Annotated in this window: 22 protein-coding genes; 8 read left to right on the top strand and 14 right to left on the bottom strand. The window is 61.9% G+C overall.

Translation table 11 applies throughout. The features are described 5' to 3' along the window. Positions 1 to 56 precede the first annotated feature (56 nt). Positions 57 to 1,640 carry a peptide chain release factor 3 gene (locus BMY68_RS21080; protein WP_085529823.1) on the top strand — a complete coding sequence of 528 codons (1,584 nt, stop codon included), beginning with the start codon at positions 57 to 59 and terminating at the stop codon, positions 1,638 to 1,640. A gap of 82 nt (positions 1,641 to 1,722) precedes the next feature. On the opposite strand, the gene BMY68_RS29920 is transcribed toward BMY68_RS21080, so the two are convergent. Then, the gene (locus tag BMY68_RS29920; RefSeq protein WP_175534857.1) at positions 1,723 to 2,724 is read right to left on the bottom strand and encodes a fimbrial protein; all 1,002 of its coding nucleotides are present in this window, start codon (positions 2,722 to 2,724) and stop codon (positions 1,723 to 1,725) included. Between the two features lie 572 nt (positions 2,725 to 3,296). Between BMY68_RS29920 and BMY68_RS21065 the strand changes: the two genes are divergently transcribed. Then, positions 3,297 to 3,557: a hypothetical protein gene (locus tag BMY68_RS21065; RefSeq protein ID WP_009042156.1), complete on the top strand. Its 261-nt coding sequence runs from the start codon at positions 3,297 to 3,299 to the stop codon at positions 3,555 to 3,557. A gap of 117 nt (positions 3,558 to 3,674) precedes the next feature. Here the strand turns inward: BMY68_RS21065 and BMY68_RS21060 are convergent, their stop codons facing one another. From BMY68_RS21060 to BMY68_RS21010, 11 genes are all read right to left on the bottom strand, one after another. Then, the gene (locus BMY68_RS21060; protein ID WP_009042157.1) at positions 3,675 to 4,646 is read right to left on the bottom strand and encodes a peptide ABC transporter ATP-binding protein; all 972 of its coding nucleotides are present in this window, start codon (positions 4,644 to 4,646) and stop codon (positions 3,675 to 3,677) included. Then, complete coding sequence (locus BMY68_RS21055; RefSeq protein ID WP_009042158.1) at positions 4,646 to 5,614, bottom strand: ABC transporter ATP-binding protein; 969 nt, start codon at positions 5,612 to 5,614, stop codon at positions 4,646 to 4,648. Before BMY68_RS21055 ends, BMY68_RS21060 begins: the two co-directional genes overlap by 1 nt. Positions 5,615 to 5,624: 10 nt before the next feature. Next, positions 5,625 to 6,551, bottom strand: coding sequence for an ABC transporter permease subunit (locus BMY68_RS21050; protein ID WP_007927027.1), 927 nt, complete (start codon positions 6,549 to 6,551; stop codon positions 5,625 to 5,627). Between the two features lie 11 nt (positions 6,552 to 6,562). Further along, a complete protein-coding gene (locus BMY68_RS21045) occupies positions 6,563 to 7,573 on the bottom strand; it encodes an ABC transporter permease subunit (RefSeq protein WP_007927028.1) in 1,011 nt (336 codons plus the stop codon). Positions 7,574 to 7,646: 73 nt separating this feature from the next. Continuing rightward, positions 7,647 to 9,242: an ABC transporter substrate-binding protein gene (locus tag BMY68_RS21040; RefSeq protein ID WP_085529825.1), complete on the bottom strand. Its 1,596-nt coding sequence runs from the start codon at positions 9,240 to 9,242 to the stop codon at positions 7,647 to 7,649. A gap of 81 nt (positions 9,243 to 9,323) precedes the next feature. Next, on the bottom strand, positions 9,324 to 10,724 hold the full coding sequence (locus BMY68_RS21035) for an OprD family porin (protein ID WP_085529826.1): 1,401 nt from the start codon (positions 10,722 to 10,724) through the stop codon (positions 9,324 to 9,326). A gap of 171 nt (positions 10,725 to 10,895) precedes the next feature. Then, positions 10,896 to 12,497, bottom strand: coding sequence for an ABC transporter substrate-binding protein (locus BMY68_RS21030; RefSeq protein ID WP_085529827.1), 1,602 nt, complete (start codon positions 12,495 to 12,497; stop codon positions 10,896 to 10,898). Positions 12,498 to 12,801: 304 nt separating this feature from the next. Beyond that, positions 12,802 to 14,427, bottom strand: coding sequence for an ABC transporter substrate-binding protein (locus tag BMY68_RS21025; protein WP_009046971.1), 1,626 nt, complete (start codon positions 14,425 to 14,427; stop codon positions 12,802 to 12,804). Between the two features lie 66 nt (positions 14,428 to 14,493). Beyond that, positions 14,494 to 14,976 carry a hypothetical protein gene (locus tag BMY68_RS21020; RefSeq protein WP_175534856.1) on the bottom strand — a complete coding sequence of 161 codons (483 nt, stop codon included), beginning with the start codon at positions 14,974 to 14,976 and terminating at the stop codon, positions 14,494 to 14,496. Positions 14,977 to 15,237: 261 nt separating this feature from the next. Continuing rightward, positions 15,238 to 15,801: a cupin domain-containing protein gene (locus BMY68_RS21015; RefSeq protein WP_009042163.1), complete on the bottom strand. Its 564-nt coding sequence runs from the start codon at positions 15,799 to 15,801 to the stop codon at positions 15,238 to 15,240. A gap of 228 nt (positions 15,802 to 16,029) precedes the next feature. Beyond that, positions 16,030 to 16,746 (bottom strand): SIMPL domain-containing protein, encoded by a 717-nt coding sequence (locus tag BMY68_RS21010; RefSeq protein WP_007927039.1) that lies wholly within the window; start codon positions 16,744 to 16,746, stop codon positions 16,030 to 16,032. A 284-nt stretch (positions 16,747 to 17,030) separates the two neighbouring features. On the opposite strand from BMY68_RS21010, the gene BMY68_RS21005 reads away from it, so the two are divergent. The 4 genes from BMY68_RS21005 (at position 17,031) to BMY68_RS20990 (ending at position 21,488) form a co-directional block, all read left to right on the top strand. Beyond that, positions 17,031 to 18,293 carry an ATP-binding protein gene (locus BMY68_RS21005; RefSeq protein ID WP_062823674.1) on the top strand — a complete coding sequence of 421 codons (1,263 nt, stop codon included), beginning with the start codon at positions 17,031 to 17,033 and terminating at the stop codon, positions 18,291 to 18,293. After that, positions 18,286 to 18,846: a response regulator transcription factor gene (locus BMY68_RS21000; protein WP_009042166.1), complete on the top strand. Its 561-nt coding sequence runs from the start codon at positions 18,286 to 18,288 to the stop codon at positions 18,844 to 18,846. Before BMY68_RS21005 ends, BMY68_RS21000 begins: the two co-directional genes overlap by 8 nt. 97 nt (positions 18,847 to 18,943) lie before the next feature. After that, positions 18,944 to 20,671 (top strand): ABC transporter ATP-binding protein/permease, encoded by a 1,728-nt coding sequence (locus BMY68_RS20995; protein WP_085529828.1) that lies wholly within the window; start codon positions 18,944 to 18,946, stop codon positions 20,669 to 20,671. A 67-nt stretch (positions 20,672 to 20,738) separates the two neighbouring features. Continuing rightward, positions 20,739 to 21,488: a FadR/GntR family transcriptional regulator gene (locus tag BMY68_RS20990; RefSeq protein ID WP_085529829.1), complete on the top strand. Its 750-nt coding sequence runs from the start codon at positions 20,739 to 20,741 to the stop codon at positions 21,486 to 21,488. A gap of 107 nt (positions 21,489 to 21,595) precedes the next feature. Here the strand turns inward: BMY68_RS20990 and BMY68_RS20985 are convergent, their stop codons facing one another. Together BMY68_RS20985 and BMY68_RS20980 are read right to left on the bottom strand one after the other, a co-directional pair. Beyond that, a complete protein-coding gene (locus BMY68_RS20985; protein ID WP_009042169.1) occupies positions 21,596 to 21,787 on the bottom strand; it encodes a hypothetical protein in 192 nt (63 codons plus the stop codon). Positions 21,788 to 21,800: 13 nt separating this feature from the next. Next, positions 21,801 to 23,438, bottom strand: a complete 1,638-nt coding sequence (locus BMY68_RS20980; RefSeq protein ID WP_085529830.1) for a phospholipase — start codon at positions 23,436 to 23,438, stop codon at positions 21,801 to 21,803. A gap of 235 nt (positions 23,439 to 23,673) precedes the next feature. On the opposite strand from BMY68_RS20980, the gene kdgD reads away from it, so the two are divergent. Beyond that, positions 23,674 to 24,585: a 5-dehydro-4-deoxyglucarate dehydratase gene (gene kdgD / locus BMY68_RS20975; protein WP_009042171.1), complete on the top strand. Its 912-nt coding sequence runs from the start codon at positions 23,674 to 23,676 to the stop codon at positions 24,583 to 24,585. Between the two features lie 67 nt (positions 24,586 to 24,652). Then, the gene (locus BMY68_RS20970; RefSeq protein ID WP_085529831.1) at positions 24,653 to 26,098 is read left to right on the top strand and encodes an aldehyde dehydrogenase family protein; all 1,446 of its coding nucleotides are present in this window, start codon (positions 24,653 to 24,655) and stop codon (positions 26,096 to 26,098) included. The last annotated feature ends 10 nt before the right edge of the window (positions 26,099 to 26,108 follow it).

Genomic DNA, 26,108 nt, shown 5'->3' with positions numbered 1-26,108 from the left:
TTGCTTTGCGCTATACTCGCCGCCCTTTTTTTGAATCACCTGCCAGGCGATTTCCCATGACCAAACAGGCCGCCGAAGTCGCGAAACGCCGCACTTTCGCCATTATTTCCCACCCGGATGCGGGTAAAACCACCATCACCGAGAAGCTCTTGCTGATGGGCAAGGCGATTGCCGTTGCCGGTACGGTGAAGTCCCGCAAGTCCGACCGCCACGCCACTTCCGACTGGATGGAGATGGAGAAGCAGCGCGGTATTTCCATTACCACGTCGGTCATGCAGTTCCCTTATCGCGAACACATGATCAACCTGCTCGACACCCCGGGCCACGAAGACTTCTCGGAAGACACCTACCGCACCCTGACCGCGGTGGACTCGGCGCTGATGGTGCTCGACGGCGGTAAGGGCGTAGAGCCACGGACCATTGCCCTGATGGACGTCTGCCGTCTGCGCGACACGCCGATCGTCAGCTTCATCAACAAACTCGACCGTGACATCCGCGACCCGATCGAACTGCTCGACGAAATCGAAGCGGTCCTGAAGATCAAGGCGGCGCCCATCACCTGGCCGATCGGTTGCTACCGCGACTTCAAGGGTGTGTACCACCTGGCGGGCGACTACATCATCGTCTACACCCCCGGCCACGGTCACGAGCGCACCGAAACCAAGATCATCGAGAAGCTCGATTCCGATGAAGCCCGCGCCCACCTGGGCGATGAGTACGAGCGCTTCATCGAGCAGTTGGAGTTGGTGCAGGGCGCCTGCCATGAGTTCGACCAGCAGGCGTTCATGGACGGCCAGCTGACCCCGGTGTTTTTCGGTACCGCCCTGGGCAACTTCGGGGTCGACCACGTGCTCGACGCGGTTGTCGACTGGGCACCGCTGCCGCTGGCGCGCGTGGCCAACGAGCGCACCGTGGAGCCGCAGGAAGAGAAATTCACAGGCTTCGTGTTCAAGATCCAGGCGAACATGGACCCGAAACACCGCGACCGGATCGCCTTCATGCGCATCTGCTCGGGCAAGTACGAGAAAGGCATGAAAATGCGCCACGTGCGCACCGGCAAGGCCGTGCGCATCGGCGATGCGCTGACCTTCTTCTCCTCCGAGCGTGAACAGCTCGAAGAAGCCTACGCCGGCGACATCATCGGCTTGCACAACCACGGCACCATCCAGATCGGCGACACCTTCACCGAAGGCGAGGCCCTGGGCTTCACCGGTATCCCGCACTTCGCCCCGGAGCTGTTCCGCCGCGTGCGCCTGAAGGACCCGCTGAAGTCCAAGCAACTGCGCCAGGGCCTGCAACAGCTGGCCGAAGAAGGTGCGACCCAGGTGTTCTTCCCCGAGCGCAGCAACGACATCATCCTCGGCGCCGTCGGTGTGCTGCAGTTCGATGTGGTCGCCAGCCGCCTGAAAGAGGAATACAAGGTCGAGTGCTCCTACGAGCCGATCACCGTGTGGTCCGCGCGCTGGATCGATTGCAGCGACAAGAAGAAACTCGAGGAATTCTCCAACAAGGCCGTGGAAAACCTGGCACTGGACGGTGGCGGTCACCTGACCTACCTGGCCCCGACCCGGGTCAACCTGGCGCTGATGGAGGAGCGCTGGCCCGATGTGAAATTCCGCGCGACCCGCGAGCATCACTAAGGTCTGAGCGACGCCCCAACCAAAAAAGCCCCGCTGCCAGACAGCGGGGCTTTTTTATGCGCTGTAAAGGGCAGGATCAGGCTCAGTTGTACACCAGCACATAACTGACCACTGCATCGGCTTTACCGGCTTTCACCTCGCCACCGCTCGGGACGTAACGGGCCTGGCCAGCAAAATGGTAGACCTCGGCGTCGGGTTGGCTGTGCTGCCAGTCGAGGTTGAGGGCCTTGCTCGGGGTGAAGGGAAGCCGGGTGCCCTTGCCGTTGGTGAGTTCGATGGCCGTGCCGCTGGCGACATGGCTTTGCCCGGCATCGTTGAGTTTGAGCAGGCCATCGCTGGTGGTGGCGCCTTGGAAATAGATTTTGACCGGTGCCGGCTGGGTGGGGCGCAGGCCCTTGCAATACACGTTCAAATTGAAGTTCTGTGCCTGGGTGTTGCCGTTGCGGATATTGGCGGAGGCGACTTTCCCCATGGGGACGATGAGGCTCTTGACTTGTGCTTCGCAGGCGCTGAAGTAGATGTTATTGGCCACTTCGGTCGTCAGGTTCGTACCGACAATATTGATCGGGGTTAAACCGGTTGCCTGGAATTGGGCGCTGAAATTGAATGAGATCGGCCCCTTGCCCACCGCGGTGCCGGTGCGGATATAGTCAATGGTCACTTGTTCAGGAAAGGGATATAACCAATTCGGATAGGTTTGATACTCAAACGGGGGGTATTCGACGCCTCTCCAGTTCCCAGTGAGTGGTTTATCAAAGCCGATTCTGATTCCGACGCCTTCAACAGTGGTCTTGTACACATTGGGCAACCCGGCAGATTCCAGGCCAGAGACATTCAGGTTCATGCCCCATTTATCGCCGGTTGCACAGTACACGATCTCGGCATTGCCAGAGTAAAAACTGATTTTCTGCGATGCCATGGCCTGGCCGATCGGTGCCGGGGACAAGCTAGTGGTGCCTGCCAGGGAAGGGATCGTGATCTTTGCTGGCGGCCGATTCCACCAGCTACATGCGGCAAAAGCCGAATGGGTTCCGGCTAGCGTGGTAACCAGAATCAATGTCGACAGCATTTTCTTGAAGAGCATGGGGGACCTGTCTGGGAGCGAAAGTGAGCGGAGGAGGGCTTTCCCTGCCTCTCGTTGAGAAGCAGATTCGCGTCATCCACTGCGCTGCATGTTCTGCCCGACGATAGGGTTCGATGGTGTTGTGGATAAGTTTCAGTCGGGGGGAAGGAATGCTATCGATTCCGGGCATCTCGATGAATAAGATGAATCTGATATGCCTGCGTACAGGGGGCTCTGCGCGCAGGCCCTGGCTTGCGCTATTCCCCGTAGGAGCGAGGCTTGCCCGCGATGATGTCCGTTCGGGCAATGAATTTTCCCCGGCGGAGCGGCGGTGGCAGGTTTTGGGGCTGCTGTGCAGCCCATCGCGAGCAATCGAGCCTCGACCGGCAGTTTCTACGGACGCGGGGCATAACCGCAGGTTTTAAGGCCTAGTCGAAAGCCGTCTATCCAGTAGGCGGATAGCTAGCTTGCTATCTGGAAAAGCGCCGGCTTCGGGGCTAGGTTTCAGGGGGCTAGGTTTCATACGAAGCCGCGCCTTGCAGGTCAGGGCCTGTGGGCCCATTGATTCACCTACATAAAGGGATGGAATCAACATGAATGTTTTCCAACGAGTTGTGCTGTTGCTCAAGGTGCTGGTGCTGTTGTCGCTGGGCATGTCCGCGGCCTGGGCCGGCGACCAGGCGGCGCGAGTGCCGGGTTTCTGGGGGCCGGGGCATTTGCAGAGCGGGGTGCAGATGATCGCCAAGTCGGAATCCGAGCCGGGCGATCAGGGACAGGGTGGTAGCGAGGGCGATGACGATTCGACCACCGACGAGCCGGATCCCGACAGCGACGACGAGGCTAGCCAGGGCTGAGCCAGGCCGGCGGAAAAAAGAAACCCCTTCTGTCGGACTGATGCGCAATCCGGCAGAAGGGGTTTGGTCAACACGAGTGAGGCGCCGCGGGTCACCGCGGCGTTTTTTTTTGCCGGCTCAGCCGAGGAACTGTTCGGCGTAGTGGCAGGCCACTTGGCGGGTGTCGAGCAGGCGCAGGGCCGGCTCTTCGCTGCTGCAACGCTCGGTGGCGTATGGGCAGCGCTTGTGGAACGCACAGCCGGATGGCGGGTTCAGCGGGTTGGGCAATTCGCCGACGATCTTGATCTTCGGCTTGTCCGGGTCCGGGTGAATGGTCGGCGTGGCCGACAACAACGCCTGGGTGTAGGGGTGCAGCGGACGGGTGTAGATGTCCTCTTTCGGGCCCATTTCCACCGGCCGGCCGAGGTACATCACCATCACGTGGTCGGCGACGTGACGGACCACCGCCAGGTTGTGGGAGATGAACACATAGGCGGTGTTGAACTCCTGCTGCAGGTCCATGAACAGGTTCAGCACCTGGGCCTGGATCGACACGTCGAGGGCCGAGGTCGGTTCGTCCGCCACCAGCACTTTCGGTTGCAGCATCATCGCCCGCGCCAGGGCGATACGCTGGCGCTGGCCGCCGGAGAACATGTGCGGGTAGCGCTGATAATGCTCGGGGCGCAGGCCCACCTGCTTCATCATCGCCTGGACCTTTTCCCGTCGCTCGCTGGCCGACAGCTGGGTGTTGATCAGCAGCGGCTCGGCCAGTTGATCGCCGATCTTCTGCCGTGGGTTGAGCGAGGCGTAGGGGCTCTGGAACACCATCTGCACGTCTTTGCGCAGTTGCTTGCGCTGGGCCTTGTCGGCGCCGGCGACTTCCTGGCCGGCGATTTTCAAGGAGCCGGAGGACGGTTCTTCGATCAGGGTCAGGGCCCGGGCCAGGGTGGATTTGCCGCAGCCGGACTCGCCGACCACGGCGAGGGTCTTGCCGGCTTCCAGCTCGAACGACACGCCGTTGAGGGCGCGCACGGTCGCATGGCCCTTGAACAGGCCGCGGGACACTTCGTAGTGGCGGGTCAGGTTGCGGGCGGTAAGAACGACGGCCATTACGCCACCTCCTGATTCAGCGGGTAGAAGCAGCGGGCGAGGCTGGCGGCTTTCGGATCGAGGCCTGGACGCTGCTGGCGGCAGTTTTCCTGCACGTACGGGCAGCGCGGCGAGAGCAGGCAGCCTTGCGGACGGTCGTAGCGCCCGGGAACGATGCCCGGCAACGTCGACAGGCGCGCGGCGCCCATGCTGTGCTCGGGAATCGCTGCCAGCAGCGCTTCGGTATAGGGATGGGCGGGGATGTCGAACAACTCCGGCACCTGGCCCACTTCCACCGCTTGCCCGGCGTACATCACGCACACGCGCTGGGCGGTCTCGGCGACCACGGCCAGGTCGTGGGTGATCAGCACCAGGCCCATGTTCTGCTCGCGTTGCAGGTTGAGCAGCAGCTCCATGATCTGCGCCTGGATGGTCACGTCCAGGGCGGTGGTCGGTTCGTCGGCGATCAGCAGTTTCGGCTCGCCGGCAATCGCCATGGCAATCGCCACGCGCTGGCTCATGCCGCCGGACAGTTGGTGCGGGTAGGCGTCCATGCGGCTGGCGGCGCCCGGGATCTCGACTTTTTCCAGCAGTTCGATGGCGCGCTTGCGGGCCGCCTTGCCGGACATCTTCAGGTGCAGGCGCAGCACTTCCTCGATCTGGAAGCCCACGGTGTAGCTCGGGTTCAGCGCGGTCATTGGGTCCTGGAACACCATGGCCAGATCCTTGCCGACGATCTGCCGGCGTTGCCGGGCGCTGAGCTTGAGCATGTCCTTGCCGTCGAAGCTGAGGGCGTCGGCGGTGACGATGCCGGGATGCTCGATCAGCCCCATCAGGGCCATCATGGTCACGGACTTGCCGGAGCCGGATTCGCCGACGATGGCCAGGACTTCGCCCTTGTCCACGTTCAGGTCCAGGCCATCCACCACGGGAACGGCCTGGGCGTCGCCGAAGCGCACGTTGAGATTCTTGATTTCTAGCAGTGACATGGGAATCTCCTCAGGCGGCGTTCTTGAGTTTCGGGTCCAGCGCATCGCGCAGGCCGTCGCCCATCAGGTTGATTGCCAGCACGCTGAGCAAAATGGTCAGGCCGGGCAGGCTCACCACCCACCAGGCGCGTTCGATGTAGTCGCGGGCCGAGGCCAGCATGGTGCCCCACTCAGGGGTGGGCGGCTGGACGCCAAGGCCGAGGAAGCCCAGGGCCGCGGCATCGAGAATCGCCGAGGAGAAGCTCAGGGTCGCCTGGACGATCAGCGGCGCCATGCAGTTGGGCAGCACGGTGATGAACATCAGGCGCGGCAGGCCGGCACCGGCCAGGCGCGCGGCGGTCACGTAGTCGCGGTTGAGCTCGCCCATCACCGCGGCGCGGGTCAGGCGCACGTAGGACGGCAGGGACACCACGGCGATGGCGATCACGGTGTTGATCAGGCCTGGGCCGAGGATGGCGACGATCGCCACGGCCAGCAGCAGGGACGGCAGGGCCAGCATGATGTCCATCAGACGCATGATGGTCGGGCCGAGCAGGCGTGGGAAGAAGCCGGCGAACAGGCCCAGGAGGATGCCTGGGATCAGCGACATGACCACCGACGACAGGCCGATCAGCAGCGACAGGCGCGAACCGGTGATCAAGCGCGACAGCAGGTCGCGGCCCAGTTCGTCGGTGCCGAGAATGAACTGCCATTGGCCGCCTTCGAGCCAGACCGGCGGGGTCAGCAGGAAGTCACGGTATTGCTCGCTCGGGTTATGCGGGGCGACCCAGGGCGCGAAGATCGCGCAGAAGATTACCAGCAGCATGAACAACAGGCCGGCCACCGCGCCCTTGTTGCGCGAGAAGGCCTGCCAGAATTCCTTGTACGGCGACGGGTACAGCAGGCTTTGATCCACGGCCACGGCGGATACGGCTACTGAGGAGGTTGGAGTGCTCATGAGTATTGTCCTCAGCGCTGGTGGCGAATGCGTGGGTTGGCAAAGCCGTAGAGGATGTCCACCACGAAGTTGACCAGGATCACCAGGCAGGCGATCAACAGGATGCCGTTCTGCACCACGGGGTAGTCCCGGGCGCCGATGGCTTCGATCAGCCATTTGCCGATGCCGGGCCAGGAGAAGATGGTTTCGGTCAGGACCGCGCCGGCCAGCAGGGTGCCGACTTGCAGGCCGACCACGGTCAGCACCGGGATCAGCGCGTTGCGCAGGCCGTGCACGAACACCACGCGGGCGGGCGACAGGCCCTTGGCCTTGGCGGTGCGGATGTAGTCTTCGCGCAGCACTTCGAGCATCGAGGAACGGGTCATCCGCGCGATCACCGCCAGCGGAATGGTGCCGAGCACGATGGCCGGCAGGATCAGGTGGTGCAGGGCGTCGAAGAAGGCGCCGGTGTCATCGGCCAGCAGGGTGTCGATAAGCATGAAGCCGGTTTTCGGCTCGATGTCGTAGAGCAGGTCGAGCCGCCCGGAAACCGGGGTCCAGCCCAGGCTTACGGAGAAGAACATGATCAGGATCAGGCCCCACCAGAAGATCGGCATCGAATAGCCGGCAAGGGAGATGCCCATCACCCCGTGGTCGAACAGGGATCCTCGTTTCAGCGCGGCGATCACCCCGGCCAGCAGGCCGATCACGGCAGCGAACAGCATCGCGGCCGAGGCCAGTTCCAGGGTTGCCGGGAACAGGGAGGTGAACTCGCTCCACACACTCTCGCGAGTACGCAGGGATTCACCCAGGTCGCCCTGGGCGAGTTTGCCGATGTAGTCCAGGTACTGGGCATACAGCGGTTTGTTCAGACCAAGGCGTTCCATTGCCTGGGCATGCATCTCAGGGTCGACCCGGCGCTCGCCCATCATGACTTCCACGGGATCGCCGGGAATCATGCGAATCAATGCGAACGTCAGCAAGGTGATGCCGAAGAATGTGGGAATCAACAACCCCACACGGCGGGCAATAAAACTAAACATCTTGTGGTGTACCTCATCAGCCGGTTAGGCGTGTCCGGCACCCCTGGGGTCAGGGATGCCGGGCGTTTCTTATCTACTTCACCTGGGTGGTAGCGAAGTTGTTGGTGGTCAGGGGGCTCTGGTGGTAGCCCTCGACGTTCTTGCGCATTGCCGTGAACATTTTCGGATAGGCCATGGGGATCCAGGGTTGTTCCTTGTCGAAAATGTCCTGGGCCTGTTCATAGAGTGCGGTCCGTTTGGCCGGCTCGGACTCGGCGCGGGCCTGATCGATCAGGCTCTGGAACGCTTTATTGCACCAGCGAGCGTAGTTTTCGCCGTTTTTGGCGGCCTCGCAACTGAGGTTGGGGGTCAGGAAGTTGTCCGGGTCCCCGTTATCCCCCGCCCAGCCGGCGGAAACCATGTCGTGCTCGCCGTTCTTGGCGCGCTTGAGCATCTCGCCCCATTCCATGACGCGGATGTCGATCTTGAGGCCGATCTTCGCCAGGTCGGACTGCATCATCTGCGCGCCGAGCAGCGGGTTGGGGTTGGTCGGGCCACCGCCGTTGCGGGTGAACAGGGTGAAGACCGTGCCTTCCGGCACGCCGGCTTCCTTGATCAGGGCGCGGGCCTTGTCCAGGTCGCGGGCCGGGTTGCCCAGGCTGGTGTTGAAGCCCAGCAGGGTCGGCGGGTAGGGGCCGGTGCCGACCACCGCGTTGCCCTTGCCGTACAGGCTGTTGACGTAGGCTTCCTTGTCGAAGGCGATGTTGATGGCCTGACGGACACGCGGGTCGCTCATGTACTTCTTGGTGGTGTTCAGGGCCACGTAGCCCACGGTCATGGCGGCCAGGTCGTCGACCTTCAGGTTGGTGTCGGCCTTGATGCTCGGGATGTCGTCGGGTTTTGGATACAGGGCGACCTGGCACTCATTGGCCTTGAGCTTCTGCAGGCGCACATTGTTATCGGTGGTGATCGCCAGGATCAGTGCGTCGGCCGGCGGCTTGCCACGGAAGTAGTCCGGGTTGGCCTTGAACCGCACCTGGGCGTCCTTGGCGTAGCGCTGGAAGATGAACGGGCCGGTGCCGATCGGCTTGCTGTTGAGGTCGCCGGGCTTGCCGGCCTTGAGCAGCTGGTCGGCGTATTCGGCCGGGAAGATCGAGGCGAAGGCCATGGCCACGTCGGCCAGGAACGGTGCTTCGCGCCGGGTCAGGGTGAAGACCACGGTGTGGTCGTCGGTTTTCTCGACGCTTTTGAGCAGTTCCTTGAAGCCCATGCTCTCGAAATAGGGGAAGCCCACGCTGGACTTGTCATGCCACGGGTGTTTCGGGTCCAGCTGACGCTGGAAACTCCAGAGCACGTCGTCGGCGTTCATCTCGCGGGTCGGCTTGAAGTAATCGGTGCTGTGGAACTTGACGCCTTTGCGCAGGTGGAAGGTGTAGGTCAGGCCGTCCGGGCTGATCTCCCAGGACTCGGCCAGGGCCGGCTCGATGTCCGTGGTGCCGGGCTTGAAGTCCACCAGGCGGTTGAAGATGGTTTCCGCCACCGCGTCGGCAGTGACTGCAGTCGTGTACTGGACCATATCGAAGCCTTCCGGGCTGGCTTCGGTACAGACCACCAAGGGCTTGGCCGAGACGCCTGCGGCGACGCTCAGCAGTGCGGCAGCGATGGCCGCTCTCAGGGATAGCATTTTCATCTAGAACCCTCTGCAATCGGTTGAACCAGAGTAGCTGGAATGGCGAATTCGTCATGAATTCGCCAACCAGCCGATGTGTTTTTAGAGAATCTTGAACGGGATGGTGGTGACCAGACGGAACTCGTTGATGTTGCCGTCGGCCTGGTGTTCGCTGGCCCGGTGCGTGGTGTAGGTCGCACGAATGGCGGTGGCCTTGAGCGGACCACTCTGGACTGCATAAGACGCGCCAATGCCGTATTCGTAGTGGGTTTCGCCATCCATCAGGCTCAGGTCGCCGCGCTTGGCGCCTGGGTCGGTGTAGGCGGTGCCACGGTAGTGGGTACCGTCGATGCCCCAGCCACGTGCCTGGTAGATGTTGAACTTCAGGCCTGGTACGCCGTATTCGGCCATGTTGAGGCCGTAGGCGATCTGGAAGGATTTCTCGTTCGGGCTGTTGAAGTCCGAAAGCAGGGAGTTGGCCAGGTAGATACCGTTGGTTTCGTGCAGGTAGTCGAAGTACTCGTTACCGTTCACTTCCTGGTAGGAGAAGGTCAGGCTGTGGGCCTGGTGAGCCAGGCCGAGCGACAGCGAGTAGGTGTCGTTGTCGATCTCGCCCATCAACTTTTTGCCTTCGTCGACGGTCTTGTAGTAGTTCAGGCCGGTGGTCAGGCTCAGTACCTGGCTGTCACCCAGTTCGTGGGTGGCGCCGAAGTAGTACTGGTTCCAGAAGTCTTCGACCTTGGCGCCATACAGGCTGGTCTTCAGGCTCTTGAACGGCTGGTAGTTCACACCTGCGGTGTAGACCTTATCGGTTTCCACGCCGGTGGCGGAGTACTCGGTACGGAATTTCGACAGGCTCTGTTCGGTACGCGGCGAAACGCGGTCGAAGCCGGCCAGATCGAACGACAGGTTGTTGAACTCTTCGCTGTGCAGGCTCACACCTTCGAAACTCGAAGGCAGGGCACGGTTGCCGATGACGTCGACGATCGGCGTGCTGAAGTTCTGGCGACCGGCGGTCAGGGTGGTGTTGGAGACGCGGAACTTGACGTTGGCCAGGCCCAGTTTGCTCCACTGGCCGACAGCGTCGCCGTCGGAGTGGGTCAGGGTACGGTTGTTCTTGCCGGCGATGTCCTTGCGGTCACGATCCAGCGCGATGGCGTTGTAGGCGGCCACCTCGGTGCTGACCCCGACAGTACCTTCGGTGAAGCCCGAGCTGTAGTTGAGGATGGTGCCCTGGACCCAGTTGATCCGGCGTGGGGTCGAAGTCGGCTGGCCGTTGTGGTTGTAGGAGAAGCGGTCGTCACGACGCTTCAGCTCGTTGGCGTACCAGTTGCGGGTCGTGCCCGACAGGCTCTGGCCTTCGACGAAGCCCTTGGCCTCCGCCTGGGCGCTGGTGCCGTTCAGTTCGGTCGGAATGAATTCCTGACTCACGCTTTCCGCATGGGCCATGGCCGTGATGCTGCTGATGGCCAGGGCCAGTAACGCGGTGTTGCTCGGTTTCATGGATGAAGCTCCTTTGCTTTCTTTATTTTTATGCCGGTCTTTTTGGGTTGACCGGCTTTTGCTTTACAACTCATTCAGGCATCGCAAACGTTTGCATGAGGTGGGATCACCGAATTCAGGCAACAGATTTGCGTGGGGGCGAATATCGCCCCCAGCGGCCTGGCTAATCATTTATTGGTCGATGCTGACGCCCGAGAACACGTTGCGGCCGAAGGGGCTGACCTTGAATCCTTCGACTTTGGCGCTTAACGGCTGGTTGACCGTCGAGTGGGCGACCGGGGTGATCGGTACCTGCTGCTTGAGCAACTGCTGGGCCTGTTGGTAGAGCGCCGTGCGCTGTTCGCGATCGGTGACGATCTTGGCCTGCTTGATCAGCTTGTCGTACTGCGGGTCGCACCACATGGAGTAGTTGTTGCCGCCAATGGCGTCGCAGCTGTACAGGGTGCCGAGCCAGTTGTCCGGGTCACCGTTGTCGCCGGTCCAGCCGATCAGGCTGATGTCGTGCTCGCCGTTCTTGGTGCGCTTGATGTACTCGCCCCATTCGTAGCTGACGATCTTCACTTTCAGGCCGATCTTGCCCCAGTCGGACTGGAGCATTTCGGCCATCAGCTTGGCGTTGGGGTTGTAGGGACGTTGCACGGGCATGGCCCAGAGGGTGATTTCCGTGCCTTCCTTGACCCCGGCGGCCTTGAGCAGCTCACGGGCCTTTTGCGGGTTGTAGGCGGCGTCCTTGATGCTGCTGTCGTAGGACCACTGGGTCGGCGGCATGGCGTTGACCGCCAGCTGGCCGGCGCCCTGGTACACGGCGTTGAGGATGCCCTGCTTGTTCACCGCCATGTCCAGCGCCTGGCGCACTTCGAGCTGGTCGAAGGGCTTGTGGCGAACGTTGTAGGCGATGTAGCCGAGGTTGAAGCCAGGCTTTTCGATCAGTTGCAGTTTCGGGTCTTTTTTCAGCGCTTCGACATCGGCCGGCCGCGGGTGCAGGGTGACCTGGCATTCGCCGGCCTTGAGCTTCTGCACGCGCACCGAGGCATCGGTGTTGATGGCGAAAATCAGCTGGTCGAGCTTGACCCGGCTCGGGTCCCAGTACTGCTTGTTGGCGGTGTAGCGAATGTTCGAGTCTTTCTGGTAGCTCTTGAACACGAACGGCCCGGTGCCGACCGGCTTCTGGTTGATCTCGCTGGGCTTGCCGGCCTTGAGCAACTGGTCGGCGTATTCGGCCGAGAGAATCGCGGCGAAGCTCATGGCGATGTTCTGGATGAACGCGGCGTCCACCGAGTTGAGGGTCATCACCACGGTCAGCGGCCCGGTCTTCTCGACCTTGGCGATGTTCTTGTTCAGGCTCATCCCGTTGAAGTAGGGAAACTCGGTCGGATAGGCCTTACGGAAAGGATGCTCGGGGTCGAGCATACGGGTGAAGGTGAAGACCACGTCGTCGGCGTTGAAATCACGCGTCGGCTTGAAGTACGGCGTGGTATGGAACTTCACCCCTTCGCGCAGATGGAAGGTGTACTGCAGGCCGTCCGCGGAAATATCCCAGCGGGTGGCCAGGCCCGGCACCACATTGGTTGCGCCTTTTTCGAACTCCGCCAGGCGGTTGTACAGCGGCTCTGCCGCGTCGTTGTCGGTGGCGGTGGTGTATTGCGCGGTGTCGAAACCGGCCGGGCTGCCTTCGGAGCAGAACACCAGGCTGTTGCCGGCCGCCAGGCTGGCGGAGGTTGCGGTCAACAGACCCGTGCCCAACAGGGCGGATAAAACCAGAGAATGACGCATGACGATCCCTCTCCCTTTTATTGTTTTGATCGATGAGCAATCGCCCCATCCGGAGGCGGTCATGTCATCGATCCCAAGTCTCGCTTGCAGCAAGTGCCGGGCAATGGATGCACCACTCCATGCTTTGACGGTAGGGGTCGCCGCATGGGTAGTAAATGCCAAAGAGCCTGAAAGACATGTAAGGAACTTCCGAAATGCCCGTACTCACCATGATGGGGCGCAGCAAGAGGAAGAGCGTTCGAGTTCCGGCAGTCCTGGCAGGTAAGGCAACGGCGACGTCAGCTGAGGTCGCCGTTGCAGACCCTTATTTGCTGATGCTGACGCCGTAGAACGAGTTCAGGCCAAAGGGGCTGATCTTGAAGTCCTGCACGTTGGCGCGCATGGGTTGGAACACCGTCGAGTGGGCGATAGGTGTCATCGGGACCTGGTCTTTGAGGAGGTGTTGCGCCTGCTTGTACAGCTCGGTGCGTTTGGCCACGTCCGGGGTGGCCTTGGCTTGCTTGATCAGTGCGTCGTACGGCTTGTCGCACCATTTGGAGAAGTTGTTGCCGTTCATGGCGTCGCAGCCGAACAGGGTGCCGAGCCAGTTGTCCGGGTCACCATTGTCGCCGCTCCAGCCGATGATCATCGCCTGGTTCTCGCCGCCCTTGGAACGCTTGATGTACTCGCCCCATTCGTAGCTGACGATGTTGACCTTCAGGCCGATCTTCGCCCAGTCGGACTGCAGCATTTCAGCCATCAGCTTGGCGTTCGGGTTGTACGGACGCTGCACCGGCATGGCCCACAGGGTAATCTGGGTGCCTTCCTTGATGCCGGCTTCCTTGAGCAGCGCCTTGGCTTTCTCGGGGTCGTACTTGGCATCCTTGATGGTATCGTCATAGGACCACTGGGTCGGTGGCATGGCGTTGACCGCCAGCTGGCCCGCGCCCTGGTAGACCGAGTCGATGATCTGCTGCTTGTTCACCGCCATGTCCAGCGCCTGGCGGACCTTGAGGTCGGCCAGCGGGTTGGCGTCGGTGCGGCCCTTGAGCACAGGCATCACGTTGTAGGCGATGTAGCCGAGGTTGAAGCCGGCCTGCTGCGGCAGCTTGAGAGTCTTGTCCTCGCCCAGGGCCTTGAGGTCGGCCGGGCGCGGGAACAGGGTGACCTGGCATTCGTTCTTTTTCAGCTTCTGGATGCGTACCGACGGGTCGGTGGTGATGGCGAAGATCAGGTTGTCGATCTTCACGTCCTCAGGCTTCCAGTACTCCTTGTTGCCGGTGTAACGGATGTTGGAGTCTTTCTGGTAGCTCTTGAACACGAACGGGCCAGTGCCGATCGGCTTCTGGTTGATGTCGCCCGGCTTGCCTTCCTTGAGCAGCTGGTCGGCGTACTCGGCGGACTGGATGGAGGCGAAGCTCATCGCCAGGTTCTGGATGAACGCGGCGTCTACGGTTTTCAGGGTGAACTTGACGGTCTTGTCGTCGACTTTCTCGACCTTGGTGATGTTGGTGTCCATCCCCATGTCGGTGAAGTAAGGGAATTCGGTGGGGTACGCCTTGCGGAACGGCATGTCCTTGTCGAGCATGCGGTTGAACGTGAAGAGCACGTCGTCGGCGTTGAAATCACGGGTCGGCTTGAAATACGGCGTGGTGTGGAACTTCACCCCATCGCGCAGATGGAAGGTGTAGGTCAGGCCATCGTCGGAAATGTCCCAACTGGTCGCCAGGCCAGGAACGACGGCGGTGCCGCCACGCTCGAACTGGCTGAGGCGGTTGAAGATGGTTTCTGCTGAGGCGTCGAAGTCGGTTCCGGTGGTGTACTGGCCTGGGTCGAAACCGGCCGGGCTCCCTTCGGAGCAGAACACCAGGTTAGTCGCTGCCTGGGCGAAGGGTGCGCTGGCGAGCAAGCCGGCGCTGACTAAAAGCGGAATGACTGCTTGTTTGAACATGGTGGCCTCATGATTTGTTGTCATTTTTGGTGTAGAGGGCGACCTTATGAGTCGACCCGCCGATACTTATGCAGGCCCCATACCCAATGCAAGATGCGGGGCCGTCACAAGTATCAAGGAGTGGAACGAACGTACAGGAATGACGCATTTGTATAAATATTGACGAATTTGACCGTATGCGCTGGTTTTTTCTGGTGCATGGGTTGCCTTCTTACGGGGCATCCAGGGCGAGTCGTGCCTCCGCTTGGTGCGTCGCTGGAGCGGGTGTCGACCGGCTTCCGGTTGAGCCGCCTGACCTGGCCTGCCTGGCGCAAGTGTTTGGCGCATTGGGTTGACCGGATGAAGTAGGGCGACTTGCTGAGGGAGGCCGTGGGAGAACGGATGCCCGGGGCCTTGCAGACGATGACGGGTGCACAGCACATCGGCGGCGTTGATGTTGTGGCTCGCAGTGAAGTTGTCACTGTGGAGGTTGCGGGTGGCGTGTGATGGCGGGGTGCCGAGGATCAGCCCCGCTGTCTGCCAAACCTGGAGCGGAAAGGTCTTACGCATGCAAACCTCATTTTTTCTTTTTCTAGGGCGTATCTGAGGAGTGGCCTTGTGGGCCGGGGCAACTCGCCTTCTATGGGGAGTGGATGCACCCCCATGGACCCTGTGCGGCGCCGGCGATCGCTTTGTTGTGGGTTGATTGACGATTCGCCGATGCCGAAATTAAGTCATGCTGAAATCGTGGTCAACGAAAATTAAGCGTGACTAACATTTCTCTTGCGCACGGGGTGTCTGTGAGGTTGCGCAGGCGGCCACGGGGCGGGTTCAGGCCGCTGAATGGTCGTCGAACAGGCCCATGGTCGTGACGGTCAATACTTCTGCCGGGCCGTTGCCGGCGTTGGCCAGGTAGTGCGGTTTGGTCGAGTCGAAGTGCACCGAGTCGCCGGCCCCGAGGGGATACTGCTGCCCCTCGATGGTGTAGACAATCTGCCCCGACAGAACGTAGGAGAACTCGGCGCCATCATGGGAGATCAGTTCCGACTGGTAGCCCACTGGTATGTTCATCTTCACCGCGTTGATCAGGTTGCCGGGAAAGGAACTGGACAGCCGCTCGTAGGACAGGGGCTGGCCTTCGATGGTGTAGCGCACGCGCTTGCCGTCGTGGGAGTCGGGTTGTGCCTGGGTCGGCTGGTCGAAGAGGGCGTTCAGCGGAACGTTCAGAGACTTGGCAATGTTGACCAGGGAGGAGATCGAGACTCCGGTGAGATTGCGTTCCGCCTGGGAGAGGAAACTGGCGGTCAGACCGGATTCGCTGGCGATCTGACGCAGGGTTTTCTTGGCGGCGCGGCGATAGCGACGCAGGCGTTCGCCGATGCGGTCTGCGGTCATTGGAGAGACTCTTATAGGAAAGGCGCAGTATACCCGGTGGATGCCAGTGACGTCTGATAGGCGCAATACCGGGGGCCGCAACTTTAACATCACCGATGTTGCCGAGCTCACCCCTCCACCCCAAAAAAAGGCGAGTCCCTCAGGCTCGGGTTGAAACAGTGGGTAGCAAAAAAGCGCGGTAACCTCATTTGTGCTGCAGGTTACCGCCGTTGGGGAGCAGGGAAAACGTTACGGCATCAGGACTTCGATCGAGCCATCGGCGGTCATGCTGACCTGGCTGGTGCCGGCCTCGACTTCCGGAGTGACCGGCGCCGCATCCATGCCCGCGGCTTTCATCATCACCGGTCCGCGCAGATACGGTTGTGGATAACCGTTGCTGTTGAGGTTCAGGTTGACGATCTTGTAGCCCTTGCCGCCCAGCGCTTCGGTGGTCAGCTGCGCACGAGCCTTGAAGGCATCGACGGCTTCCTTGAGCAGCTTGTCTTCGCTGGCCTTGCGGGTCGGGTCGGCGATGGCGAAATCCATCCCACCCATCTTCAGGTCGGTCAGCAACTCGCCAGTGAGCTTGGACAGCGCGGCGAAGTCCGAGCTTTCCAGGCGCAGTTCGGCGCGCTCGCGCCAGCCAGTGATCTTCTGGCCCTTGGTGTCGTAGATCGGGTAGCTGTTGCGGCTACCCTGGCGCAAGGTGATGTCCTTGACCTGGCGTGCCTGGCCCAGGGCCTTGTTCATGGTGGTGGTGATTTCCGCGGCGAGCTTGGCCGGGTCGGCGTTCTGCGATTCGCTGTAGAGGGTGACGATCATCAGGTCGCGGGCCACTTCCTGACTGACTTCGGCGCGCAGGGAGATCTGGTTGTAATGAAGCTCATCGGCGGCCAGGGCCGGCAGGCTGGCGAGGGTGCCGGCGCTGAGGGCGAGAAGGGCGGCGCTGCGACTGAATGTATGCATGAAAACTCCTTGAGTGCGGTCCGCAGGTAATGGGTCCCAGCCTGCGTGAAACCATCAGACTCTAGCTTTTATTGTCTGGTTCGGCCCGTTAACAACTTCTATACATACTGGGGCTGCGGCAAGTTTCAAGCCCCGACCCCCAAGTTGAGAGCAAATACGCTTGTAGCTTAAAGCTTGCGGCTTGCAACTGTTTTTCTGTGACGGTTTGCCGCAGTTTTGCCTGTCTGGGCCGCTGCTTGGTTATACTCGTCGCGATCCGCCTGGAGCGCTCATCAGGAGAGCTCATGCTCGCCCCCGTACAATTGCTTTCCGCCACTCGCCAGAACCTCTGGCGTCTGACTTTCATCCGCATCCTGGTTCTGGCCGCTCAGGCCGGTTCGGTGGGGCTCGCCTACTGGTTCGACCTGCTACCGCTGCCCTGGCTGCAACTGGCCATCACCCTGGGCCTGTCGCTGATTCTCTGCGTCTTCACCGCCATTCGCCTGCGCACCTCGTGGCCGGTCACCGAGCTGGAATATGCCGTGCAACTGGCTTGTGATTTGTTCATCCACAGTGCCCTGCTGTACTTCTCCGGCGGTTCGACCAACCCCTTCGTCTCCTATTACCTGGTGCCGCTGACCATCGCCGCCGTAACCTTGCCATGGCGCTACTCGGTGGTTCTTTCCGGTATCGCGCTGACCATGTACACCTTGCTGCTGGCGCAGTTCTACCCGCTGCAGACTTTCCCCATCGCCCGAGAGAACCTGCAGATCTACGGGATGTGGTTGAGCTTCGCCCTGGCCGCGGCGGTGATCACCTTCTTTGCCGCGAGAATGGCCGAGGAGCTGCGGCGGCAGGAGGAGCTACGGGCGATCCGCCGCGAAGAGGGCCTGCGCGACCAGCAGTTGCTGGCTGTCGCGACCCAGGCCGCTGGCGCCGCCCACGAGCTGGGAACGCCCCTGGCGACCATGAGCGTGCTGCTCAAGGAAATGCGCCAGGACCACCTCGACCCAATGCTGCAAGATGACCTGGGCGTGCTCCAGGACCAGGTCAAACTGTGCAAGGAAACCCTGCAACAGTTGGTGCGCGCCGCCGAGGCCAACCGCCGGCTGGCGGTGGAGATGCAGGATGCCACCGTCTGGCTCGACGAAGCGCTGAACCGCTGGCACCTGATGCGCCCCGAAGCCAGCTACCGCTTCCAGCTGCTGGGCAAGGGCACGATGCCGCGGCTGGCGCCGCCGCCGGACCTGACCCAGGCGTTGCTCAATCTGCTGAACAATGCAGCCGATGCTTGTCCGGAAGGGCTGGAAGTCCAGCTGGATTGGGACGCCGAGAACCTGACCATCAGTATTCGTGACCACGGCGCCGGTGTGCCGCTGGCCATCGCCGAGCAAATCGGCAAACCGTTTTTTACCACCAAGGGCAAAGGTTTCGGCCTGGGCCTGTTTTTGAGCAAAGCCAGCGTGACACGCGCCGGCGGCTCAGTGAAACTCTACAGTCATGAGGAAGGCGGCACGCTCACCGAGCTGCGCCTGCCCCACGGCGCCCGAGGAGACCAACATGAGTGAAGAAATCCAAGTCGAAGGCGAAGAACTGCCGCATCTGTTGCTGGTGGATGACGACGCCACCTTCACCCGGGTGATGGCGCGCGCCATGAGCCGTCGCGGCTTTCGCGTCAGCACCGCGGGTTCCGCCGAGGAAGGCCTGGCCCTCGCCCAGCAGGACCTGCCGGACTTCGCCGCGCTGGACCTGAAGATGGACGGCGACTCCGGCCTGGTGCTGCTGCCCAAGCTGCTCGAGCTCGATCCGGAAATGCGCGTGGTGATCCTCACCGGTTATTCGAGCATCGCCACCGCGGTCGAAGCGATCAAGCGCGGCGCCTGCAACTACCTGTGCAAACCGGCCGATGCCGACGATGTACTGGCCGCGCTGCTCTCCGAGCACGCCGACCTCGACACCCTGGTGCCGGAAAACCCGATGTCGGTGGACCGCCTGCAATGGGAGCACATCCAGCGGGTGCTGACGGAACACGAAGGCAACATCTCCGCCACTGCCCGCGCCCTGGGCATGCACCGCCGAACGCTGCAACGCAAGTTGCAGAAGCGCCCGGTTCGCCGCTGAACCGCGACTGAACGAATGTCTTCAGGACAAGTGAAAAAGCGAGCCGATCCTCTATGATCGGCTCGATGCTAGTCCCTATCCCAATCGAGCCTTGATGATGAATCAGAACGCTGAGTATTCCGCGGTCAACGATGCTGTGCGCGGGCAGTTTTTCCGTCGTGTCTGGGAAATGACTACGCCTTACTGGCGCAGTGAAGAGAAGGGCAAGGCCTGGTTGCTGCTGTTCGCGGTGATCGCCCTGACCCTGTTCAGCGTGGCGATCTCGGTGTGGATCAACAGCTGGTACAAGGATTTCTACAACGCCCTGCAAAAGAAGGACGAGGCGGCGTTCTGGCAACTGATCCTGTATTTCTGCGGAATTGCCGCGGTGGCCATCCTGGCCGCGGTCTACCGGCTCTACCTGACCCAGATGCTGACCATCCGCTGGCGCGCCTGGCTCACGGAAAAACACTTCGCTCGCTGGCTGGGCCACAAGAACTACTACCAGCTGGAGCAGGGCGGCTACACCGATAACCCGGACCAGCGGATTTCCGAAGACCTCAACAGTTTCACCAGCAATACCCTGGGGCTCGCCCTGGGCCTGCTGCGTACCGTGGTCAGCCTGGTGTCGTTCTCGATCATCCTGTGGGGCGTGTCGGGCAGTATCGAAGTCTTCGGCTACACCATTCCCGGCTACATGTTCTGGTGCGCCCTGGTGTACGCCGCCGTCGGCAGCTGGCTGACGCACCTGATCGGTCGACGCCTGATCGGCTTGAACAACAACCAGCAACGTTTCGAGGCAGACCTGCGTTTTTCCATGGTGCGGGTGCGGGAGAATGCCGAGAGCATTGCCCTGTACGACGGCGAGCCGAATGAGAACAAACGCCTTAGCGCTCGCTTCGGCATGGTCTGGCACAACTTCTGGGACATCATGAAAGTGTCCAAGCGCCTGACCTTCTTCACCTCGGGCTACGGCCAGATCGCGATCATTTTCCCCTTCATCGTCGCGGCCCCGCGTTACCTGACGGGCAAGATCGAACTGGGCGAGCTGATGCAGATCAACTCGGCATTCGGCAACGTCCAGGAGAACTTCAGCTGGTTCATCACCGCCTATTCCGAGCTCGCGGCATGGCGCGCCACCTGCGACCGGCTGCTGAGCTTCCGCCAGGCCATGAGCGAAAACGAAGAGCGCGCGCCAGCCATCGACGTGCAGAGCCAGGGTGAAACCCTGCAGGTGCATAACCTTGGCCTGGACCTGGCGGACGGCCGGCACCTGCTGGCCGGTGCCGAGATGACCGTGACTCCCGGTGAGCGCCTGATGCTCAGCGGCCGTTCCGGCAGTGGCAAAAGTACCCTGCTGCGGGCGATGGGGCGGCTCTGGCCGGCCGGTCACGGCAGCATTCGCATGCCCGCCGAGCGTTATCTGTTCCTGCCGCAAAAGCCTTACCTGCCGATTGGCAGCCTGCGTGAAGCCTTGAGTTATCCACAGTCGGGCGACACTTACCCGCAGGAGCGTTATGCGCAGGTGCTGGAAACCTGCCGACTGCCGCACCTGATTTCTCGCCTGGACGAGAGCAATCACTGGCAGCGCATGTTGTCCCCGGGCGAGCAGCAGCGCCTGGCCTTTGCCCGTGCGTTGCTCTATGCGCCGCAGTGGCTGTACATGGATGAGGCCACCTCGGCCATGGACGAAGAAGACGAGGCGACCCTGTACCAGGCGCTGATCGACCAGCTACCGGGGCTGAGCATTGTCAGCGTCGGGCATCGCAGCAGCCTCAAGCGTTTCCACCCGCGGCACATCCGCATCGAGCGCGGGCATCTGGTCGACCAGGCGGTGACGGTGTAGTCAACAGTGATCGTACAACCCGGCTGAGCTATGATGCGTCATCAGTTTTCGGAGAAAGAACTTCACCATGGACAACCAGAACACGGCGCCCCGCCTTCCACGCAAGCGCCGTAGCCTCGCCCAGGAGCTGGTGACCGTGCTGTCGGAGCAGATTCGCGACGGTCAGCTCAAGCGCGGTGACAAGTTGCCCACCGAGTCGGCGATCATGGAGGCCCATGGCGTCAGCCGGACCGTGGTACGCGAAGCCATTTCCCGCTTGCAGGCCGCCGGCCAGGTGGAAACCCGCCACGGCATTGGCACCTTTGTGCTCGACACGCCGAGCCCGAGCGGCTTCAGGATCGATCCGGCGACCGTGGTGACCTTGCGCGATGTGCTGGCGATCCTGGAACTGCGCATCAGCCTGGAAGTGGAGTCGGCCGGGCTGGCCGCGCAGCGGCGCAGCATCGAGCAACTGGCGGCGATGCGGGCGGCGCTGGATGCCCTCAATGAAAGTGCGGCCCACGACAGCGATGCGGTGGCCTCGGATTTCCAGTTCCACCTGCAGATTGCCCTGGCCACGGGCAACCGCTATTTCACCGATATCATGACCCACCTGGGAACCAGCATCATTCCGCGCACCCGCCTGAATTCGGCACGCCTGGCTCACGACGATCAGCAGCACTACATGAGCCGCCTGAGCCGCGAGCATGAAGAAATCTATGAAGCCATTGCCCGCCAGGATTCGGACGCGGCCCGGGCGGCCATGCGTCTGCACCTGACCAACAGCCGCGAACGGCTGCGCCATGCCCATGAAGAGGCAGAGGCGCAGCGCGGGTAATGCGGTTGGGGCGGTCATTGCGTCGCCCTTGGGTTCTTATCGCGAGCAAGCTCGCTCCTACAGGGAGGGGAGGTGACCCTGTAGGAGCGAGCTTGCCCGCGATGCTTTTAGCGGTTTTTGAGAATCGAGCGATCCACCCTCACGGCCAGTTGCCCGGCGCCGGGTTTGGCATTGAAGGTCACATGCCCTTGCTGGTCGACGGTTGCCCGCGCGACGGGAGCGCCGTTGACCAGCAGTTCCAGGGGCGCGCCCTGCAGGGATTGGCCCGAGGCCAGTTCTAGAGTCAGATTGATAGCCATGTCGATGTCCTTATCAGGCATTGCGGTCGATGTAAGTGGTGGCGGTCTTGTCGATCGAGGCAATCAGCTCCGGCGAGCCACCGCGGAACTGGCGGAAAATGTTGCGCCCGCTGGAACCGCCGCTGGTGTCCACCGGCACATTCAGGGTCGGCTGGAAGCGCTCGCTCAGTTCAGCGTAGGCGGACCACGGGCCGATGTACGATTCGTTCAAACCGTTGGTGTAGCTGAAGGCATAACGCACGGCATTGCCGGGCAGCCAGTTGGGCTCGCTGGGTGTCTGGCTCTGCCAGCCATCGGTCTGGATGCTCGGGGCAAGCGTCGGTGCTTCCAGGTAGCCCGCCGGCTTGTTGGGCTTGTAGTCCTTGAGCAGTAGGTAGGTGCTCCAGCCCCACCAGTTGTCGATGGTCTTGGTGTCGTTCAGGTTGTTCACGTCGCTGCGTCGCAGCACCTTGTCGCCCTGCATCACGAACAGCGGTGAAAAGTTGCCGCTCTTCGCCGCGTTCAGGTCCGGCAACAGCTTCAGCGCGGTGAAGTTACCGGGCGTCGGGGCCGTGCCGCTGAGGTAGCTTTCGAAGATTTCGTCCGCCGAGCGTTGCACGGCCAACTTGACCTGCTTGCGGTTGTTGCTGTCGAGGGTGTCGAAATAACGCTTGTCGCCATAGGCATGCCAACGGTCGCCCTGGGCGTTGCTGACGTTGAGGCCGAACTTGCTGTCCTCGTCGTGCATGAAGCGGGTGATCAGCGAACCGAGATCGCTCGGCGTGACCACCGCCGCCAGTTGCTTGCGCGGTACCCGTACATGGCCGGCGGAGAACAGGTCGGTGAGGAAGTGATCGGCGAAGGCGTTCATGGCGTAGGCCAGTTCCAGCTGCTTCTCGTCGGCGTTCTTGTGCGCCACTACCGCCTGCTGCAGGGCCGCGGTGTGCCCGGCGATATAGGCCAGCAGCGCCCACTCGCCGAAATGGTCGGCATTGTTGGCCGCCAGCTTCAGGTAGCGGCCCAGGGGGAACAGCGCCGAGGCGAAGCTGCCGCCGCCGGTGATCTTGTTCCACTCTTCGGACAACGTATCTCCCAGGGCGTCATAGGCCTCGTGAGGTTGCCTGCCGTCCTTGAGCGCCTGGTTGGCGGCGGCGATTTCCTTCTGCATTACCGCGAGAATCTGTTTCGCCTCGTCCTTGGCCGCCGGCAACACGGCGAGGGAGTTGAACGCGGCGGTAAAACGCTGCAAACGATCCACCGGCGTCGCGCCTTCGCAGATCGGCTGGTCGGGGATGCCATAGAAATCGCCACCCAGCGCCACCACTTGGCCGTAGGTCAGGGCCAGGCCATTGGGCAGGTGCAATTCGACCTGCCAGGCTGGAACGCCAGGGGCGTCCTTGACGAAACGCAGCAGGGTGGCATCGCCGATGGCGGTGTGCTCGCCACCCTCGAAACGCAGCTGGGGCAGGGCCTTGAGGTTTTTGCCCGGTGCCGCGGGGAGGAGCCCGGGCTGGTGATACTTGATGGTGTGATGACCGTCGGCGATCAGCACCAGGTGGTCGCCATCACCGGAAATGGCAATGCCGCGTTCGCTGAAAAGGCTGTCCAGATCGGCGACGACCTGGCTTTTGTGCTGCAGCTGTTCCCGCTGCTGAGTGTGTAGACCTGACATTTCTAGCTCCTTGATATGTCGTAGGTATTTCAAGAAATTAACTGTATGTATATACAGTTGTTTGCGAGCATAAAGCAAAATCCTGACTCGTCAAGCAGGTATTTTTTGCCGCGTATTTTGGCGATGGCTGACGAATTGCTGTTGACGATTGTTTTTTAAGTTGTACGATGACTTACAACTTCGGCCAAGGCTGATGTGTTTTTCATCACAATGTGCGTCCCAGGGTGTTCGAATAATGAATCCACAAGAACTGAAGTCCATCCTCTCCTCCGGCCTGCTGTCTTTCCCGGTGACCGATTTCAACGCCCAGGGCGATTTCCATCGCGCGGGCTATATCAAGCGCCTGGAATGGCTGGCCCCATACGGCGCCTCGGCGCTGTTCGCGGCAGGCGGCACCGGTGAGTTTTTCTCCCTGGCGGCCAGCGAATATTCGGAAATCATCAAGACTGCGGTCGACACCTGCGCCAGCAGCGTGCCGATCCTGGCCGGCGTCGGCGGCTCGACCCGCCAAGCCATCGAATACGCCCAGGAGGCCGAGCGCCTGGGTGCCAAGGGCCTGTTGCTGCTGCCGCACTACCTGACCGAAGCCAGTCAGGATGGGGTCGCGGCTCATGTGGAAGCGGTGTGCAAATCGGTGAAAATCGGTGTGGTGGTCTACAACCGCAACGTCTGCCGCCTGACCGCGCCACTGCTGGAGCGCCTGGCCGAGCGCTGCCCGAACCTGATCGGCTACAAGGACGGCCTGGGCGATATCGAGCTGATGGTGTCGATCCGTCGCCGCCTCGGCGATCGCTTCAGCTACCTGGGCGGCCTGCCGACCGCCGAAGTCTACGCCGCGGCCTACAAGGCCCTCGGCGTGCCGGTGTACTCCTCGGCGGTGTTCAACTTCATCCCGAAAACCGCGATGGATTTCTACCACGCCATTGCCCGGGAAGATCACGCCACGGTCGGCAAGATCATCGACGACTTCTTCCTGCCTTACCTGGATATCCGCAACCGCAAGGCCGGTTATGCGGTGAGCATCGTCAAGGCCGGAGCCCGCATCGTCGGCCATGACGCAGGCCCGGTGCGGGCGCCGTTGACCGACCTGTTGCCGGAAGAATATGCAGCGCTGGCGGCGTTGATCGACGCCCAGGGCGCGCAGTAATCCATCCCCGGGGCCGCTGAGCAATCAGCGGCCTTTTGCGTAAGGCTTTTGTGTAAGGAGAGGGCGCGTGGCAGAGGTAAAACGCTTCGATAACTACATTGGTGGCCAATGGCTTGCCGGTGCCGACTACTCGACCAATATCAACCCGTCCGAGTTGTCCGATGTCATTGGCGAATACGCCAAGGCCGACCTGGCTCAGGTGCATGCCGCGATCGATGCGGCGCGCGATGCATTCCCGGCCTGGTCGACTTCCGGTATCCAGGCGCGCAGCGATGCCCTGGACAAGGTCGGCAGCGAGATCCTCGCCCGCCGCGAAGAGCTCGGCACCCTGTTGGCCCGGGAGGAGGGCAAGACCCTGCCCGAAGCCATCGGCGAGGTGACCCGCGCCGGCAACATCTTCAAGTTCTTTGCCGGCGAATGCCTGCGCCTGTCAGGGGATTACCTGCCGTCGGTGCGTCCGGGCGTCAACGTCGAAGTGACCCGCGAAGCCCTGGGCGTGGTCGGCCTGATCACCCCGTGGAACTTCCCGATCGCCATCCCGGCGTGGAAGATCGCCCCGGCCCTGGCCTACGGCAACTGCGTGGTGCTCAAGCCCGCCGAGCTGGTGCCGGGCTGTGCCTGGGCCCTGGCGGAAATCATCTCCCGCGCGGGCTTCCCGGCCGGGGTGTTCAACCTGGTGATGGGCAGCGGCCGGCTGGTCGGCGATGCCCTGGTCAACAGCCCGAAAGTCGACGGCATCAGCTTCACCGGTTCCGTGGGCGTGGGCCGGCAGATCGCCGTCAGCTGCGTCTCGCGCCAGGCCAAGGTGCAACTGGAGATGGGCGGCAAGAACCCGCAGATCATCCTCGACGATGCCGACCTCAAGCAGGCGGTGGAGCTGGCGGTACAGAGTGCCTTCTATTCCACCGGGCAACGTTGCACCGCTTCCAGCCGGCTGATCGTCACCGCGGGCATCCACGACCGGTTCGTCGCGGCGATGGCCGAACGCATGGGTTCGATCAAGGTCGGCCACGCGCTGCGGGCCGGCACCGACATCGGTCCGGTGGTGTCCCAGGCGCAGCTCGAACAGGACTTGAAATACATCGATATCGGCCAGTCCGAAGGGGCGCGGCTGGTCAGCGGCGGCGGCCTGGTGACTTGCGATACCGAGGGGTATTTCCTCGCGCCGACGCTGTTTGCCGACAGCCAGGCTTCGATGCGCATCAGCCGCGAAGAGATCTTCGGCCCGGTGGCCAACGTGGTACGGGTGGCTGATTACGAGGCGGCGCTGGCCATGGCCAACGACACCGAGTTCGGCCTGTCGGCGGGCATCGCCACCACGTCGCTGAAATACGCCAACCACTTCAAGCGCCATTCCCAGGCCGGGATGGTCATGGTCAACCTGCCGACGGCCGGCGTCGATTACCACGTACCTTTTGGTGGTCGCAAAGGTTCATCCTATGGTTCCCGCGAGCAAGGTCGCTACGCGCAGGAGTTCTACACCGTGGTGAAGACTTCCTACATCGGATCCTAAGCCCCGCTGT

This window comes from Pseudomonas sp. NFACC41-3, assembly GCF_900109505.1.
GTDB lineage: Bacteria > Pseudomonadota > Gammaproteobacteria > Pseudomonadales > Pseudomonadaceae > Aquipseudomonas > Aquipseudomonas chlororaphis.
The sequence above is the reverse complement of the archived record's forward strand: the minus strand, read 5'-3'. Positions and strand labels throughout refer to the sequence as shown.